Origin of the sequence: Acinetobacter rathckeae, from assembly GCF_015627125.1 — a bacterium.
In the GTDB taxonomy this organism is placed as follows: Bacteria; Pseudomonadota; Gammaproteobacteria; order Pseudomonadales; family Moraxellaceae; genus Acinetobacter; species Acinetobacter rathckeae.
Window position 1 is genome coordinate 23414 of the sequence record NZ_VTDO01000008.1, and the last position, 17163, is coordinate 40576.

The 17163-nt window shown below is 40.2% G+C and carries 13 protein-coding genes and 1 tRNA gene; 9 read left to right on the forward strand and 5 right to left on the reverse strand.

Features of this window, described 5'->3' with window-relative positions; all coding sequences use genetic code 11:
• The first annotated feature begins 14 nt into the window (after positions 1–14).
• The 3 genes from I2F31_RS11275 to znuB are packed head-to-tail and all read left to right on the forward strand — an operon-like array spanning position 15 to position 2071.
• A complete protein-coding gene (locus I2F31_RS11275; protein WP_195769676.1) occupies positions 15–509 on the forward strand; it encodes a transcriptional repressor in 495 nt (164 codons plus the stop codon).
• A complete protein-coding gene (znuC, locus tag I2F31_RS11280; protein WP_195769677.1) occupies positions 494–1270 on the forward strand; it encodes a zinc ABC transporter ATP-binding protein ZnuC in 777 nt (258 codons plus the stop codon). The genes I2F31_RS11275 and znuC overlap by 16 nt, the downstream gene beginning before the upstream one ends.
• Before the next feature lie 3 nt (positions 1271–1273).
• Positions 1274–2071: a zinc ABC transporter permease subunit ZnuB gene (gene znuB, locus I2F31_RS11285; RefSeq protein WP_195769678.1), complete on the forward strand. Its 798-nt coding sequence runs from the start codon at positions 1274–1276 to the stop codon at positions 2069–2071.
• A 2-nt stretch (positions 2072–2073) separates the two neighbouring features.
• Here znuB and I2F31_RS11290 read toward each other — a convergent pair whose 3' ends face one another.
• Positions 2074–2316 (reverse strand): hypothetical protein, encoded by a 243-nt coding sequence (locus tag I2F31_RS11290; RefSeq protein ID WP_195769679.1) that lies wholly within the window; start codon positions 2314–2316, stop codon positions 2074–2076.
• Between the two features lie 39 nt (positions 2317–2355).
• A complete protein-coding gene (locus tag I2F31_RS11295) occupies positions 2356–3420 on the reverse strand; it encodes a DNA/RNA non-specific endonuclease (protein ID WP_195769680.1) in 1065 nt (354 codons plus the stop codon).
• Positions 3421–3659: 239 nt separating this feature from the next.
• Between I2F31_RS11295 and I2F31_RS11300 the strand changes: the two genes are divergently transcribed.
• The gene (locus I2F31_RS11300; protein WP_195769681.1) at positions 3660–3917 is read left to right on the forward strand and encodes a hypothetical protein; all 258 of its coding nucleotides are present in this window, start codon (positions 3660–3662) and stop codon (positions 3915–3917) included.
• A 48-nt stretch (positions 3918–3965) separates the two neighbouring features.
• Here the strand turns inward: I2F31_RS11300 and I2F31_RS11305 are convergent, their stop codons facing one another.
• Positions 3966–5846: a potassium transporter Kup gene (locus tag I2F31_RS11305; RefSeq protein ID WP_195769682.1), complete on the reverse strand. Its 1881-nt coding sequence runs from the start codon at positions 5844–5846 to the stop codon at positions 3966–3968.
• Between the two features lie 121 nt (positions 5847–5967).
• Between I2F31_RS11305 and I2F31_RS11310 the strand changes: the two genes are divergently transcribed.
• The 3 genes from I2F31_RS11310 to I2F31_RS11320 all read left to right on the forward strand — a co-directional run bounded on the left by I2F31_RS11310 (position 5968) and on the right by I2F31_RS11320 (position 10983).
• Positions 5968–6057, forward strand: a tRNA-Ser gene (locus tag I2F31_RS11310).
• 640 nt (positions 6058–6697) lie between these two features.
• Positions 6698–9064 carry a membrane-bound PQQ-dependent dehydrogenase, glucose/quinate/shikimate family gene (locus I2F31_RS11315; RefSeq protein WP_195773908.1) on the forward strand — a complete coding sequence of 789 codons (2367 nt, stop codon included), beginning with the start codon at positions 6698–6700 and terminating at the stop codon, positions 9062–9064.
• A 287-nt stretch (positions 9065–9351) separates the two neighbouring features.
• Positions 9352–10983: an inorganic phosphate transporter gene (locus I2F31_RS11320; RefSeq protein WP_195773909.1), complete on the forward strand. Its 1632-nt coding sequence runs from the start codon at positions 9352–9354 to the stop codon at positions 10981–10983.
• Between the two features lie 123 nt (positions 10984–11106).
• Here the strand turns inward: I2F31_RS11320 and I2F31_RS11325 are convergent, their stop codons facing one another.
• Complete coding sequence (locus I2F31_RS11325; RefSeq protein ID WP_195769685.1) at positions 11107–12297, reverse strand: multidrug effflux MFS transporter; 1191 nt, start codon at positions 12295–12297, stop codon at positions 11107–11109.
• Between the two features lie 305 nt (positions 12298–12602).
• Positions 12603–13082 (reverse strand): Cys-tRNA(Pro) deacylase, encoded by a 480-nt coding sequence (gene ybaK, locus I2F31_RS11330; RefSeq protein WP_195769686.1) that lies wholly within the window; start codon positions 13080–13082, stop codon positions 12603–12605.
• A gap of 290 nt (positions 13083–13372) precedes the next feature.
• Here ybaK and ptsP point away from each other — a divergent pair, with 290 nt between their 5' ends.
• Positions 13373–16219, forward strand: a complete 2847-nt coding sequence (gene ptsP, locus I2F31_RS11335; RefSeq protein WP_195769687.1) for a phosphoenolpyruvate--protein phosphotransferase — start codon at positions 13373–13375, stop codon at positions 16217–16219.
• Positions 16220–16221: 2 nt separating this feature from the next.
• The gene (gene pfkB / locus I2F31_RS11340) at positions 16222–17154 is read left to right on the forward strand and encodes a 1-phosphofructokinase (protein WP_195769688.1); all 933 of its coding nucleotides are present in this window, start codon (positions 16222–16224) and stop codon (positions 17152–17154) included.
• Positions 17155–17163: the final 9 nt, after the last annotated feature.

A 17163-nucleotide genomic window follows, 5' to 3' on the forward strand; every position in this document is an offset into this window, starting at 1 on the left:
GTCAGGTAAATTATATGGCATCATGTACTCATTCACATGATAATACAGTGCATGGTGTACATGATCATGCAGACATCAACCTACGACTGCTTGAGGCAGAAACCTTGTGTGCGAGTAACCATGCTCGCCTGACACCTCTTAGAAAGGAAGTGCTGGCTTTAATTTTACAAGCACATGGCCCAATTGGGGCATACGACATCTTGGCACAAATCAAAAACACATCAGATAAACCTGCTGCACCACCTACAGTCTATCGTAGTTTAGATTTTCTATTGGATATGGGGCTTGTTCATCGACTCAGCTCAATTAATGCTTTTATTCCATGTTGTCACCCTAGAGAAGGCCACCAAGCCGCTTTTTTAATTTGTTCAAACTGCAAAGCAGTCAAAGAAGCATCTGCTGACTCTGTACTTAGCCAACTTTCTACACTGACAGATTCAGATGAATTTACCATTCATCACACCACCATTGAAATTTCAGGAACATGTAAACAGTGCAACCTAGCTTAGCACCTGAACTGATTGCTTTAAATAATATTCACGTTCATTTAGATGAACGTCATATTTTAACAGGCGTAGATTTTTCGTTGCATAAAAATGAAATTGTGACGCTCATTGGCCCAAATGGTGCGGGGAAATCAACGTTAATTAAAGTATTGCTAGGTATTGTTGAGCCAAGCCAAGGCCATATTCAGAAGTCTAGTGGTTTAAAGCTGTCTTATGTACCACAGAAATTTAATCCCTCTTTAAGCATGCCTTTACGAGTAAAAGACTTGCTTGGACTAGAAAAATGTACTGCCACAGTCAAACAGCAAATTATTGATGAAACAGGCATTTATAAATTACTCAATGCAAAAGTACAATTGCTTTCTGGTGGTGAACGCCAACGAGTGTTACTCGCACGTGCATTACTTAGACAACCGAATGTTTTAGTGCTTGATGAACCAATGCAGGGCCTTGATATTCAATCTGAAGCCGAGCTATATGCGTATGTTCGCACCCTACCCGAACGCTACGGTTGTGCTGTGATTATGGTGTCGCATGACCTACAGTGGGTCATGCAAGGCACACACCGCGTGATTTGTTTAAACAAACACGTTTGCTGTAGTGGCTCACCTGAAAATGTACAAAAACACCCTGAATATTTAGCAATTTTTGGCACACAACGCACATTTTATCAGCATCATCATGATCACTGTGCCCACGGCGACACACCAACCACATGCCAACATGGTTCAACCCCTCATATTCACCCAGAAGCGGAAGTCTAAATCATGATGGAATGGTTACAATTACTACTCCCTGCATGGGTGATGGGTAGTTTACTGATTTTTTTAACTGCGCCATTGGGGTGTTTAATGCTATGGCGACGGATGTCGTTTTTTGCCGACACAATGGCTCATGGCACACTTCTTGGTGTTGCCATTGCAGGGCTATTATCACTCCCTCTATGGATTGGCGTCTCTTTTTTAGCCTTGTTATTGGTCGCAATTCTATGGTTTTTATATGACCGTCGCTTACCTAACGATGCCCTATTGGCATTGTGTTCAGCAACATTGCTGTGTAGTGGCCTGCTTTTAATTCAGCAACTCCCCTTGTTAAGACCAGAGCTCCAAAGTTATTTGTTTGGTGATTTACTGACCATTAATTGGTCTGACCTGCCTCTTTTCTCTGCTGTCATTTTAGTGGCGATTAGCATTTTATATAAATTTTGGCGACCTCAACTTCAAATCGCCATTGATACAGATATTGCAATCAGCGAAGGCGTCAATGCAAAGTTACAGCGTTTAGTCTTCATGCTGTTATTAGCAATGTTTACTGTATTGGCTTTACGTGCAGTCGGCTCATTACTCATGGGTGCACTGCTCGTCATACCTGCATTAACGGCACGACTTTTAGCACACTCACCAAAGCAAATGGTATTACTTGCTTTTGTACTGGGTCAAATTGCGTTATCTGTGGGTTTATGGTCAAGTGCTTTACTCAATATTGCCACGGGCTTAAGTATTGTTTTGACCATGGCTCTATTGTTCTTTGGTATTTTCACCCTACAAAAACTCATTCATCGATAGAACTATAAGAATGGGTTTTCAACCTCTTGTTTGTCTTGTAGTTGAACTTTCTCAGGCAAATCTTTTGCTTCTTCTAAAGCCTTGACCAAGTCATTGGCAAAAGCTTGCAATGCTTTTGCTGTTTTTAATCCATCTTGGTCTTTGCTCACCTGCAAATTGCCATAGATATTGACTCGGTCTAAGCCATTTTCTAAAGTTAAGTCATATATTGCAGATGATTCATCTGTCTCAAATGGTTTAAACATGTTTTATCCTCTTTATTAGTGCATGCTATACATTGACTGTTATTTAGCCATCATCTTTAAGAAGAATTCAAGTAAATCCATCAAAATTCGTTTAAAAAAGCTGACCCAAGTATTTTGACTATTTCCTGTTGAGGTTGATGTACTACCTTCAGAAGGACGATTCGGTGCCGTAAATTGTTTTTTGAGTGCAGTTAACTCTTCAGCACTGACCTCTGCAGCACAATCACTTTTTGTATCTGTAGACAAATACGCTGGTGCTCTGTTTGCTTTGATGTCTGCTGTCGACTCTGGCAAATCATAAACTTTTCTTTTCGTAGCTTCACTCAAGCTTGGAAAAAGGTTAATCCCTGTGAGTGCTTCAATTTGGCAAACACTAACCACATTGACCTGCAAAGAGTCATCATTGGGCGCATAGTAAGCACCGATCACCCCTGTTTTAGGATAATAGACTGCTTTAAATACGGCTGAAGGAACAAATACGCCATTACCAATGGTTTGTAATTTTTTGCCCGCAAAAATAGGCCCTGTGACCACATAAACATCTTGTTTTTGCTTAGTCACCATACCTCTGGTGGCTTCTTCAAGCATACGCCATATTTCTTGGTTATTTTTAGGCGCTTGTGGCACCATATTCGCCAGTGAAAAACTGTCATACTGCGAAGCCTCATCTGGCATATCACCATTTGGTGACATATGCCCGCGGTCGTAGCCTGAACCTCTATAGTCTTTAAGCGTTGCTCTATAGATCGGGCTTACACGGTCTTCTTCATGAAAACTGTCTTGACGCTTGATTTTCTGGCTCAAACGTACAGGCGTTAAATGCTCTGCACTCCAAAAAGGGGTTTTAGATACACCAGAATACATGACATTAAAGCCATTTAAACAAAGGGGCGTCGTATTCTTTCTCAGACTTTCTTTCACCAAAAATGGCGGTGCATTATTATAAAATTGACTTGTACATGGCGTTTTGGCCCATATACTTTCACCACTTGCAAATGCAGACTGTGGCAATAACATTGTGCCAAGTAAGGCACTTAAAAGACCACTAGAAAGGATTATTGTTCTATGACTCAAAGGATTTTTAAAGCAATTAAACGTGGTCATAGACTTCATATTTTTTTCAAACAAAATAATTTAAGAAGAGATTAACAATCTCACTTTATAAAGTATATTAGTGATGCGTTAATTGTTTATAGATTAGGCAGTTTGCGAACATCACCTTTTATTTGCTTACAATAGTATGCAACGATGGCATTTACTTTTGTATAAAGCACCTTTTGAACGGTGTAAAATAGAAGTCTTACTGTTGCTATATTATGATTTCAAAGCTCTGGAGTCGAACAATGCGTCATATTCTTTTCATCACTGGCCTATTGGTCGGTTTTTCATCTCTTCATTCTGTATATGCTGAACCTGCGGTACAGCCTGGGCAAACTCTAGAGAGTTTATCAAAAGTGACTATCTCTACAACGGTGAATGATCAGCCGGGTTCTTTAGAAAAGTTGTTACAAAGTGGGGAGTATCAACTGATTTCACCAGATCCGATCAATACCAATACACCGTCTAGCAATACAGATAATGTACCTGTACGCTCAAAATAAAATGAGCTTTTATAAAAAAACCGAGTGCATTGCACTCGGTTTTTTTATTTAAATTTCAATTTGACTTCCCATTTCTACCACACGATTAGTTGGAATCTGATAGAAGTCACTCACAGGACTGGTGTTTCGATACATAGAAATAAATAGTTTTTCTCGCCACGGTGCCATACCCTGCCCGACAGTATGTATGAGTCTGTCTCTTGAAATAAAGAAACTGATATGCATCATATCAAACTCAAAACCGAGTTCTTTGTAGGCTATTTCCAGCGCTTCAGGCACATTCGGCTGATCTTTAAAACCATAATATAAAAAGAGACGATAAAAACGTTCATCTAACTTTTCAATATACATACGGTCTTGATCTGCAACGAATGGCACATCTTGCGTGACGACCGTAATCATAATATTACGTTCATGAAGGACTTTATTGTGCTTAATATTGTGGAGCATGGCATGCGGTACAATATTGGGTGTCCCTGTGAGAAAAATCGCTTCACCCGGTACATATTTAGTGTCATCACTCATACTCACGCTTTTGATAAAAAGTTCGAGTGGTAAAGCATCTTTTTCTAGACGTTGAATCACAATCTCACGACCATTTTTCCATGTGATTAACACGGTAAACACGACAATACCAATGGCTAAAGGAACCCATCCGCCTGCTAGAATTTTGAGTGATGTAGATGATACAAAAACAATATCCATCAATAAAAAGGGTACAGCAAATAAAGCCAATTTCCATACTGGCCATTTCCAACCACTTCGAGCGTAGGCAGTCACCAAGATGGTACTACAGAGCATGGTCATGGTCACAGCCACACCATAGGCACTGGCCAAATTGGCACTGTTGTGAAAGAGTAAAATTAGAATAACAACAGAAATGTACAGAACCCAGTTAATAAACGGCAAGTAAATTTGACCTTGCTCTATGTCTGAGGTGTGATGAACCGTTAAGCGTGGTAAATAACGTAGCTGGATAGCTTGATTTGCCATTGAAAACACACCCGTAATCACAGCTTGTGAGGCAATCACCGCAGCGGCGGTTGCCAAGGCGATCATTGGGTATAAGCCCCAATCGGGTACAAGCATATAAAATGGGTTTGAAATCGCAGTTGGGTCTCGCAGTAATAAAGCCCCCTGCCCGGCATAGTTAATCATTAAACATGGGCAAACCACCACAAACCACGCCAAACGAATGGGACTACGGCCAAAATGCCCCATGTCTGCATAAAGCGCTTCACCGCCTGTAAGTGTAAGTACTACAGCACCCATGGCCAAAAAGGCTACACCCGGCTCTTGGGCAATAAAGTGAATTGCCCAATATGGATTAACAAGCTCTAAAACAAACGGCGTTTTGATAATACTTACAACACCAAGTACACCAATAGAAATAAACCACGTGAGTGTAATCGGGCCAAAGAATTTACCCATGGTTGCAGTACCATGCCTTTGCACCATAAATAAGGCAGTTAAAATGCCCAATGCAATCGGCATAAGCCATTTATTAAATGCAGGTGTCGCAATACTTAACCCTTCAACGGCTGAAAGCACTGAAATGGCCGGCGTGATAATACCATCGCCAAAAAATAATGATGCACCAATAAAACCAAGCGCTATCAGCAGTGTTTTCTTATGCCGATTCATTTGATTGGGACGCAGATTTAGTGCCAATAGCGACATAATACCGCCTTCGCCATTGTTATCTGCTCGCATAATAAAGGTGACGTATTTTACACTGATGGTAAGCATCATTGACCAAAAAACCAATGATAAAATACCCATGATTGTCGCTTCACTTAAAGCAATATGCGCTTCAATAAAGCATTGTTTTATTGCATATAATGGACTCGTTCCGATGTCACCGAAGACCACCCCCAAAGCAGCAAGTGTGATCGCATATTTAGATGGTTTATAATTTGAATTTTGCATAAAAAAACTACGTTTACTCTGCACTTAAACGAGATTTTATCACTATATAATGCTTTTTACTGTAACCACATGCGTTTTATCTTGGCAGCCTACATTTTTTTGGGTATGATCGCCCCTCATTGGTGAGGTGTCCGAGTGGCTTAAGGAGCACGCCTGGAAAGTGTGTATACGTTTACGCGTATCGAGGGTTCGAATCCCTCTCTCACCGCCATATTGTATACTTATAAAAATCATACTGTATTAAAAAGCTTAAACTCAACGGGTTTAAGCTTTTTTATTTACTCAGTAATCACAACAACAATACATAATTTTGAATAATATTGGAACATCAAAACATGAAGCTTCCACCTTTTCTTATTTGACACCATAAAGCACGTAGTTAAAAAAATATAAAACAACAGCTTATGCAGGAAATTGGTTAAAAGACCACTTTATTTTAAACCGTATATTGAGTCTTTTCGAACCAAACACTATCTACATGAATATCAAAAACCTTAAAATTTCTATAAAAAATTAAACAAGTGTTTAAAAAAAGAGCTTTTTATGTAAAGATATGTACATCTATATATTTATGTCAGTAATGCATGAAGTAGATACTCTCGAAAGCAGGAAAGCTTTGAGAGTAAGTAATAAGCTCACGGATTAGAGCCACTCATTTTATAGATATAAAACTCGATGCAAAAAGGGTGCAATTCGATCGCTGTGTATGCGTATCATCACCGCCTAAAACTCATCCCTGTATCTGGTCTAGTATTAAAATAAAGTAAGCCCCTAATCCGATCTTATTACCATTATTGCCTGAAATATATGATTCAAAATTGGACTTTGAAAATATTTATGAAGGAATCGGTATGGATACGATCTTATCTCGTATAGTCAGCGTACTACTTATACTCTTTGGCATCGGTTTAGCCTTAGGCGGTGCTTATTTAATCAGTTTGGGCGGTTCATTTTTCTACCTGATTGCAGGTACTGCAATGGTTGCCATTGGTTTTGGCTTATTCAAAAAGCAAGCCTATGCATTTTGGCTATCTATTGGTTTGCTTATTGCAGCAACACTGTGGGCATTTTGGGAAGTTGGCACTGACTTTTGGCAACTTGTGCCACGCATTATCACATTCCTTGTCATTACATTGGTTGTGACGCTCTTTGCACCAAAACTTCTCAATAAATCGAATGAACCTGTCATCAATCAAAAGATTTCTTTTGGTCTTATTGGATTATGTACCATTGTTTTCTTTGGCTTTATTGCGGGTATGTTTAAACCACATCCAACTGTAGAGGCACAAGGTACAGCATCACCAACAATCAACCCTACCGCAGGTGACAGCCAAGGTGATGATTGGAGTGCATGGGGACGCAATAACTCTGGCGACCGCTTCGCACAGTTTACTCAAATTAATAAAGACAACGTTAAAGACTTAAAGGTTGCATGGACATATCGTACAGGCGACTTAGCTGTTAATGGTGCTGAATATCAGGTTACCCCGCTTAAAGTCGATAACTCAATGTACTTATGTACCCCTCACAATGAAGTCATTTCTTTAGACCCAGTAAGTGGTAAAGAAAACTGGCGTTTTGACCCTAAGCTTCGTGAAACGTCTGGTAATGCACATTGGAAGCGTTGCCGAGGCGTGTCTTATGCAGACTTGAGTCAACTCTCTGGTCAAGACTACGTAGCCAAAGACCAAGCATGTGCGACACGGATTGTCAGCACCACCAATGACGGTCGATTGTTTACCCTAGATGCCAAAACAGGTAAACAATGTGATGGCTTTGGTAAAGATGGCTTTGTAAATTTACTTGATGGTTTGGGTGCATCTGCTGAAGGTTCATACTACTTAACCTCTGCACCTTTAGTGGCAAATGGCGTGGTTTTAGTAGGTGGTAAACTCAATGACAACTTAACTGTCGGCGAAGCATCGGGGGTTGTACGTGGCTATGATGTACGTACAGGTCAATTGCTTTGGGCATGGGATCCTTCACGAGGTAAAAATGACAGCACACCACTACCTCCAGGTGAAACATATAAAATTGAAACACCCAATTTCTGGGGTACAGCAGCATACGACCCTGTACTTGGTTTAGCGTATTTCCCTACAGGGAACCAAACACCAGATTTCTGGACAGGTAACCGTCATCCGTATTCAAATGAATACAATGACTCTGTTGTTGCTGTAGACATGAAAACAGGTAAAGAGCGTTGGCATTTCCGTACTGCCAATATTGATGCATTCGACTACGATGTGTCGTCACAACCTATTTTGTATGATATTCCACAAAAAGATGGTTCAAAAATTCCTGCACTGGTTCAGTTAACCAAGCGTGGTCAAATTTTTGTTCTTGATCGCCGTGATGGTAAGCCTGTATTCCCTGTAGAACAACGTGCTGTGCCAACAGATGTGATGCCAGGTATGCAAGTCGCTCCAACTCAACCCTATTCAGCAATTTCTGTAGGTACTGACCCACTGAAAGAGCAAGATATGTGGGGTGCAACCATTTTTGATCAATTAATGTGCCGTATTCAATTTAAAGAGATGCGTTGGGAAGGTGAATTCACACCGCTTTCTGATAAAAAACGTACTTTAATTTATCCGGGCTACTATGGTGGATTTAACTGGGGTGGCGGTGCATTAGATGCATCTACAGGTACGCTCATTGTCAATGATATTCGTATGGCACAATGGGGGAAATTCATTAAACGTGAAGATGCTAAACGTATGGGCTTAAAGCCAAGTACTGAGGGTGAATACTCTGAGCAATTGGGTACGCCTTGGGGTGTAGAGCGTTCAATGTTTGTCTCTCCACTAGGTGTCCCATGCTTTAAACCACCTTTTGGTACCATGACTGCAATTGACTTGACCACTGGTCAAACTAAGTGGCAAGTACCTATGGGTACCATTGAAGATGCACCCGTTAAAGGCATTCGCCCAGGTGTGCATATGCCAATTGGCATGCCTACAATGGGTGGGCCATTAGTAACTAAAGGTGGCTTAACATTCTTCCATGGTTCTTTAGATAACTACTTGCGTGCTTTAGATAGCAATACAGGTGAAGAAATTTGGCGTAGTCGCCTACCTGTGGGTGGTCAAGGTGCGCCTATGAGCTATGTTGGTAAAGATGGTAAACAGTATATTGTTGTTGTTGCTGGTGGTGCGACACGTACTGGTAGTAATGAAAATCGTGGTGACTATGTGATTGCATATACACTGCCTTAACATATCCCCCGTTTAAGTAAATAAATCAGTTGAGTGTCTTACAAGTAAGGCACTCAATTTTTTATCTTATAACTATTGATTTATTTCTTATCAAATACTGCATCTATTCTATATACTCAGCATTTGACTCAAACCAATATTAGTCTTCGCTTAATAATAAAAAATTTGGTAATTGTTAAAATCCATACCAAACCAGATAGCGATTAGATATAAAAATTACCCTGCAATCAAACTGTCATAATCAAATTTCAAACTACTATTACCAATAAATAAAATGAGTATGTTGTATGCAAGACTCACCCCCCATGCCACGTCATGATGTAGCCTCACCCTCACCACAAAATGCAAATATAAATATGCCCTCTCCCAAATGGTTTAAGTACTCCTTTATTACCATTATTGTGGTGTCTTGTATTTATATTGGATTGCAACTCATTGGAGATCTAGCAGCCGTACCTGCATTGAGTTCATTTTCATTTTTTATGCTAGGAATTGCGCTCATCATTGCTTTAGGTTTTGAGTTTGTAAACGGATTTCATGACACAGCTAACGCTGTAGCCACAGTCATCTATACCAATGCCATGCCTGCACCTGTTGCCGTGATGTGGTCTGGTTTTTTTAACTTTCTAGGTGTACTGAGTGCAAGTGGTGCGGTGGCTTACGGTATTATTGCGCTACTGCCTGTTGAACTTATTCTACATGTGAGCAGTGCATCAGGTTTTGCCATGGTATTTGCATTACTGATTGCCGCCATCATTTGGAACTTAAGCACATGGCTACTTGGTTTACCAGCTTCTAGCTCTCATACCATGATTGGTTCAATTTTAGGTGTTGGCCTCATGAATCAAATACTTCATGCGGGTTTCAGTAGTGGTTTAAGCGGTATAGATGTCGCCCAAGTCATGAAAGTTGTGAAAGCCTTGCTTATTTCCCCTTTAGTTGGTTTTGGTCTCGCTGCTATTGCTTTTTTATTGTTAAAAATGAGTTTAAAAAATAAAAAGACTGAGCTATTTGATGCACCTGAGGGCACAAAACCACCATCCTTTATTACTCGAGTACTGCTCATTTGTACCTGTACAGGGGTCAGTTTTGCCCATGGTTCAAACGATGGTCAAAAAGGCATGGGCTTAATTATGCTCATTTTAATTGGTATTGTACCACTGGCGTATTCTCTAAATAAAACAATGGATAGTAATGAAGTCCAAGCCTTTGCGGCATTGTCTGAAAAGTCTGCACATATTTTGGCAGTTAACCCATCACAAATGGATACCACAACAGCACGACAAACACTCACTCAATACATTCAAGACAAACAAGCAACACCCGAAACAACCCTTGCTGTTGCAGCATTATCAAATAACTTAGGTAAGTTGGTGGCTGATTATAAGACCATGGCCAATATTCCTGAAAATGCCACCATTAACTTACGCAACGATATGTACCTCAGCAGTACGGCCTTAAAAACATTGCAAAAAAACAATCAAATGCCTACACAGCTGACCAATACCGAGAAAGCAACCATTGCCGAGTATCAAAAAGATTTAGATCAAGCCACACAGTACATTCCAACTTGGGTCAAAGTTGCTGTTGCACTCGCATTGGGTCTAGGCACGATGGTTGGTTGGAAACGGATTGTCGTCACTGTAGGTGAACGTATAGGAAAAACCCACCTGACTTACAGCCAAGGGATGTCCGCTGAATTTGTTGCCATGGGGACCATTATTGCTGCAGATAAGTTTGGTCTACCTGTAAGTACAACACACGTTTTAAACAGTGCTGTAGCAGGTACAATGACGGCTAATAAATCGGGGCTTCAGTGGTCGACCATCAAAAGTATTATTTTAGCTTGGGTACTCACGCTACCGTGTGCAATGCTTCTTTCAGCCACACTCTATTGGTTATTTTCTAAATTAATTTAACCCTTACAGCACAGGGTCATTTACTCAATACACCCAATTGCATTTCTGTAACGTAGAGATGCAATTGCTTTAAAAGCATTTACAACTATAAAATATGATTCGTTAAATAAATACATTAAATATTTAACCAATCTCACGATGAGGAAACCATGAAACCACCGCACTCATTGTGGCAAATATAGCCATAATGATAATCATCGCTTCGGGAGAGCTGGTTTTTCCAAAGGTAAGTAATAATGAAGAAATAATACCGCTACCATACTGCATTGAACCAATTAGTGCAGAAGCTGACCCAGCCACTTGAGGCACAGTATCTAAGGCCGCCGCAATAGATGTTGCAGCAATGACCCCATTCATTGAAAAAAATATAAATAAGAAAACAATTAAATGCGTCAGATTCAAATGCTGTGCGTAAAACAAATAAACCAATGTCAGCATGGCACACATAGACACTGTAGTTGCCCACTTAAGAAGCTTATGCAGTGCAATACGACGTACCAACCTTTTATTAATTAAACTAAAAATCATGACTCCCATAATATTCAGTCCAAACAGCCAGCCATAATGTTGTGAATCAATATGATAATAAGAAATATAAACCAATGGCGAACCGACAATAAAAGTATATGCAGCCACATAAAATGCAGTTAATGCTAAAACGTAACGCATAAACTGCCAATTTTTTAACAACAAACCATAGTTTAAAAATGCACGTTTAATTGGTTGGTCTTGTTGTTGTATTTTTGGGGCATGCGTTTCAGGCAGCCGAAAAATACAGATAAACATGATCAGCCCAATCACAGCCAGCAACCAAAAAATTGCATGCCAAGAACTCATTTTAAGTATTTGTCCACCGATTAAGGGGCCTAAAATGGGGGCAATCGCCATAATTAACATAAGCGTTGAAAGCATTTGTGCTGCTTGCACTCGCTCATATAAATCTCTTACCATCGCTCTAGCAAGCATTGGTGCAGTACATGCACCTAAAGCTTGAAAAACACGCCAAAATATAATTTGCTCAATGGTTTGAGAAAGAGCGCACCCTGCCGAGCCAATCATAAATAGAACCATACCAATAAAGAGTGGTTTTTTTCGCCCAATACGGTCACTCATTGGTCCCCAAATCAGCTGTGCTATTGAAAAACCAATCAGAAAACTGGTGATTGTGAGCTCAACATGACCTTTTAAATCGGCCTGCATTGCAGGCATAGCAGGCAAATAAATGTCTATAGAAAGTGATGTAAATGCCATTAATGCACTTAAGATAACTAATAACGCGATTTTTGACGGCGTTTTTTCATCGGTTTGATTCATATTGAATATCTTTAATCAGATTTATACTTTATACATTAGCTACTTATGATATTAATGGCTTTTGCTTGTTAGTCACTTATCAACGTTACAATAAATCATTAAACACAACGTACTGCTATGGTGAGGTCATTTATTTTCGCATATAGTGAATCACTCTCAATACTTCATTTGTGTCGTCTAAATGTTGTATTGGTAGGTCATTTTAGATGGCTTCACAATCTACACTGATTAAACACGATAACTCTGTGTAAAATAAATCACCCACTCTACTAAAATGACTCAAACAAATGTGTATTCACTCAGTTTTATATGTTTTTCTCATCAATAATATCTATAAAACTTGCCCCAAGTAATACCGATAAATCACTGGGGCTTAAACCAAGATCGAGCCCTCTTCGGCCACCACTGACATACATTTTTTGTAAACGCTGTGCAGTCAAATCAATCACCGTTTTTAAACGTTTTTTTTGTCCGAGTGGGCTAATGCCCCCCACGACAAAACCCGTTAAACGCTCAGCCACTTTAGCATCAGCAAGAGCAAGTTTTTTACAGCCAAATACTGCAGCAACTTTTTTTAAATTCAATTGATGACTTACAGGTAAAATAGCCACATAATAGTTTTTGCCATCGCTTACGAGTAGGGTTTTAAACACTTCGTGTGCAGGTAATGCAAGTTTTTCTACAGCTTCTAAACCATAGCTATTGGTCGAATTTGCATCGTGACTATACTCATGTAACGTATAGACAATATTTTTTTGTTTTAGCAACTTACATGCAGGTGTCATGATTTCTCTTTATTTTTTTAGCACAATAAAAGGACTTATTGTATGATGAATCTAATAATCTATAAAGTATTAAAACGATATACTTATGATTTTAATCAGGTTTTCAAAAATGAAACAATTCTCAACCTATTGAAAGTAAATTCAAGTAAACTTTCTAAGATAAATTTAACGCCATGTCTTGTCCTCAAAAGAACTGCTTTTACAGACAAAGCATAGTAGAATTTGCCTTTTAATTTTTCCCGGAAAGGCAGCGCCTTAACTCGATTTATGATGTTTTTCAAGGATTTTTTATGTTAGCGCTAGATATACAACATGTTAGAATGAATCAACATGCTGTTGATAAAGCTCAGGCGTTACAGTGTCTCGTCAACATTTTAGTTGAAGATCAACTGGTTACCCCTGAATACCTAGATGGTTTAAAAGCACGGGAACAACAAAGTGCAACTTACCTAGGTCAAGGCATCGCAATTCCACATGGTACGCCCCAGTCGAGACAATATATTTTAAAAACTGGTGTCCGCTTAGCCCACTTCCCTGAAGGGGTTGTATGGGATGGAGAAAACAAAATATACCTTGCAGTGGTGATTGCTGCAAAATCTGACGAACATTTACAAGTACTACAAATACTCACAAAAGCACTCATTAATGATGTATCTGATCGTGTAAAAAATGCCACATCAGCAGAACAAATTATTGAACTACTACAAGCACAACCACTGTCTTTAGCACTTCACGAAAACCTTATTGAAACCCAAGTCCCTGCCACAGATATAGATGACTTATTTTGGCATGCAGCACAACGCTTAAAACAACAAAAAGCTGTTGAAGCAGGTTTTATTACCGCACTTGATACCAAACAAATGATTCACTTAGGTGAAGGCACTTGGTCAATCACAGCCAATCAGCATGTACTGAGCCCTGCTGTAAGTATTGTAAAGCCTGAAACTGCACTTGAGTACCAAGGTGAAGTCCTGAATACCTTACTTTGTGTTGCAAGTAATGACCAATTAGACATGCCTCAGTTTAACCGTTTAATGGACATTTTATTTGATCCGGAACAACTTGAAAAACTGACCCATGAAAATGACAGTCATGAAATTGCACACATCATTGGTGCAGACATTATTCCAGATTGGCCATCATTACAGGTAACGTTAGCCAATTCTCATGGTTTGCATGCACGACCTGCAACTCAACTGGTCAATGTCACAAAAAAATTTACAGGCGACATTCAAGTGTCTGTAGATGATGGTCAATTTATTTCAGCAAAGAGCTTAACCAAACTGTTATCTCTCGGCTGTAAGCGTGGTCAAGTTCTTACCTTTATTGCTGAACCAAATACAGATGCTATTGAAGGCTTAAATGAAGTCATTCAAGCGGTTAAAAATGGCTTGGGTGAAGACGTTGAGCCGATTGAAGAAAATAGTGCTCAAGCAGTAGAAAAAGTTGAAGTACTACGCTTTGATGAAAGTACCGAAGACCAAACGTCAGGTATTCCTGCATCGAGTGGTCTAGCATTTGGCCCTGCACACGTGATTAAACCACGCCAGTTTAACTACGAACGCCAAAGTAAAAACCTCAAAGCAGAAACTGAAAAGCTTGAACAAGCGATTGAAAAAGTACAAAGCAACATTAAAGACTTTATTGCTGAGTCAAAAATTGAAGCCATCAAGCAAATTTTTACTGCCCATTTGGCCATGCTTGATGACCCAGACCTGATTCAAGGCGTACACCAAAAGCTCAAACAAAACCTATCTGCACCTGCAGCATGGCATGAGCACATTGAAGCTGCCGCAACAGCACAAGCTGCGCTTAAAGACCATCTACTTGCAGAACGTGCCACAGATTTACGTGACATTGGTGAACGTGTCATGGCGGTACTATGTAATGTGCCAGATGTCGTTGAACCCAAAGAGCCGTACATTTTAATTATGCATGACGTTGGGCCAAGCGATGTCGCACGTTTAGATAAAGATCGTGTTGCAGGTATTTTAACAGCGGTCGGTGGTGCAAGTGCCCACAGTGCTATTGTTGCTCGTGCGCTTGGTATTCCTGCCATTGTGGGTGCAGGTGCAGGGGTACTCAACATTGAAAGTAACGCCACTGTACTGATTAATGGTGACAACGGCGACTTTGTGATTAGTCCTGAAGCATCACTGATTGAACATGCAATTTCTGAACGTGAACGCCAACGTCAAATTCGTATTGAAGCAGAAAAACACAGCCAAGAACCTGCTGTGACCTTAGACGGTCATCAAATTGAAATTGCTGCCAATATTGGTAAAGTCAACGCAGGTCAAAAAGCAGTGAAAGATGGTGCAGAAGCCATTGGTCTACTGCGTACAGAGCTGGTCTTTATGGCACACAACAGTGCACCTGATGAAGCAACGCAAGAAGCTGAATACCGCGTTATTTTAGATGACTTGGCAGGTCGCCCGTTGGTAGTCCGCACACTCGATGTTGGTGGCGACAAACCGTTACCGTACGTACCTATTCCTGAAGAAGAAAACCCATTCTTAGGTGTACGTGGTATTCGTTTAACATTGCGTAAACCAGACTTACTACGTAAACAGTTGATTGCTTTACTCAAAGCTTCAGACAACCGTCCACTACGTATCATGTTCCCAATGATTGGGCGCGTAGAAGAATGGCGAGAAGCAAAAGTTATTTTAGATGAACTGCGTGCTGAATACCCATGTGACAATCTTGAAGTGGGTATTATGATTGAAGTGCCATCAGCGGCATTACTATCGCCAATTTTGGCACAAGAAGTTGACTTCTTTAGTATTGGTACAAATGACTTAACCCAATACACCATGGCCATTGACCGTGGTCACCCAGTATTATCTGCTGAAGCAGATGGCTTACACCCAAGCGTACTTTCACTGATTGATCAAACGGTACGTGCTGCACATAAACATGGCAAATGGGTCGGTATTTGTGGTGAATTGGCTGCAGATCCAAAAGCAGTTCCAGTACTCATGGGTCTTGGCGTTGATGAACTGAGCATGTCAAGTACAAGTATTCCGCTGGTGAAAGCACAAATTCGTCAGTTAAATTTTGCTGCATGCCAACAGATTGCACAAAAAGCGTTGCTCTGTGACAGTGCAACAGCCGTACGAGAATTAGGTGAATAGCTATGGCAAAAGTATTAACCGTAACACTCAACCCTGCAATTGATGTCACCATTCAACTTGATACGTTGAATGTGGGTCACGTCAATCGTCAGCAATCTGCACAAAGTCTTGCTGCAGGTAAAGGCTTAAATGTGGCACAAGTCCTGAAAGATTTAGGTCACAAAGCCATTGTGACTGGCTTTTTGGGCAAAGAAAATCGCCAAATTTTTGATAAGCACTTCGAACATGAAGGCTTTGACAACCACTTTATTTATATTAATGGTGAAACACGCCAAAATATTAAAGTGGGCGAAGAATGTGGCCGTATGACTGATATCAATGGTAAAGGCTTTGCTGTCACTGAAGATGACAAAAAAGCATTACATGCGACGATTGAACGCTTACTCACTCCTGTGGAAATTGTGGTTGTTTCAGGCAGTTTGCCACAAGGGTTTAGTACCAACGAGTTGGTTGAACTGATCGAATGGCTTAAGAGCAAAGGTAAAAAGGTTGTGGTAGACACCAGTGGCCCTGCTCTGAGTGCAGCGATTAAAGCCAACCCATGGCTCATTAAACCTAATACAGAAGAGTTGGCTGAAGCATTCCACCAGCCAGCTGAAACCTTTGCTCAGCAAAAACAATTGATTCAAGACAACCAGATTGAGATTGAAAATATTGTGATTTCTATGGGCGAGCACGGGGTAAACTGGGTACACCCTGTACACCCACTTCATGCAAAAGCACCAAGAGTACACGTTAAAAGTACAGTCGGTGCAGGTGACTCTTTAGTTGCAGGTATGATTCATGGCGTTTTAAGCCAATACTCACCTGAAGAAACACTCAAAACAGCCACTGCCATTGGTAGCAATGCAGTGACTCAAATTGGATTTGCAATAGAAGATTTATCAGCGATTGACAATCTAAAACAACAAATCACTGTTGATTCTTTGAGCTAGGTGAATAAC

Excerpts from the sequence above, each read along its gene's own strand:
- I2F31_RS11275 (WP_195769676.1), top strand. The coding sequence starts at position 15 with ATGGCATCATGTACTCATTCACATGATAATACAGTGCATGGTGTACAT.
- znuB (WP_195769678.1), top strand. The coding sequence starts at position 1,274 with ATGATGGAATGGTTACAATTACTACTCCCTGCATGGGTGATGGGTAGT.
- I2F31_RS11290 (WP_195769679.1), bottom strand. The coding sequence starts at position 2,316 with ATGTTTAAACCATTTGAGACAGATGAATCATCTGCAATATATGACTTA.
- I2F31_RS11295 (WP_195769680.1), bottom strand. The coding sequence starts at position 3,420 with ATGACCACGTTTAATTGCTTTAAAAATCCTTTGAGTCATAGAACAATA.
- I2F31_RS11300 (WP_195769681.1), top strand. The coding sequence starts at position 3,660 with ATGCGTCATATTCTTTTCATCACTGGCCTATTGGTCGGTTTTTCATCT.
- I2F31_RS11305 (WP_195769682.1), bottom strand. The coding sequence starts at position 5,846 with ATGCAAAATTCAAATTATAAACCATCTAAATATGCGATCACACTTGCT.
- I2F31_RS11315 (WP_195773908.1), top strand. The coding sequence starts at position 6,698 with ATGGATACGATCTTATCTCGTATAGTCAGCGTACTACTTATACTCTTT.
- I2F31_RS11320 (WP_195773909.1), top strand. The coding sequence starts at position 9,352 with ATGCAAGACTCACCCCCCATGCCACGTCATGATGTAGCCTCACCCTCA.
- I2F31_RS11325 (WP_195769685.1), bottom strand. The coding sequence starts at position 12,297 with ATGAATCAAACCGATGAAAAAACGCCGTCAAAAATCGCGTTATTAGTT.
- ybaK (WP_195769686.1), bottom strand. The coding sequence starts at position 13,082 with ATGACACCTGCATGTAAGTTGCTAAAACAAAAAAATATTGTCTATACG.
- ptsP (WP_195769687.1), top strand. The coding sequence starts at position 13,373 with ATGTTAGCGCTAGATATACAACATGTTAGAATGAATCAACATGCTGTT.
- pfkB (WP_195769688.1), top strand. The coding sequence starts at position 16,222 with ATGGCAAAAGTATTAACCGTAACACTCAACCCTGCAATTGATGTCACC.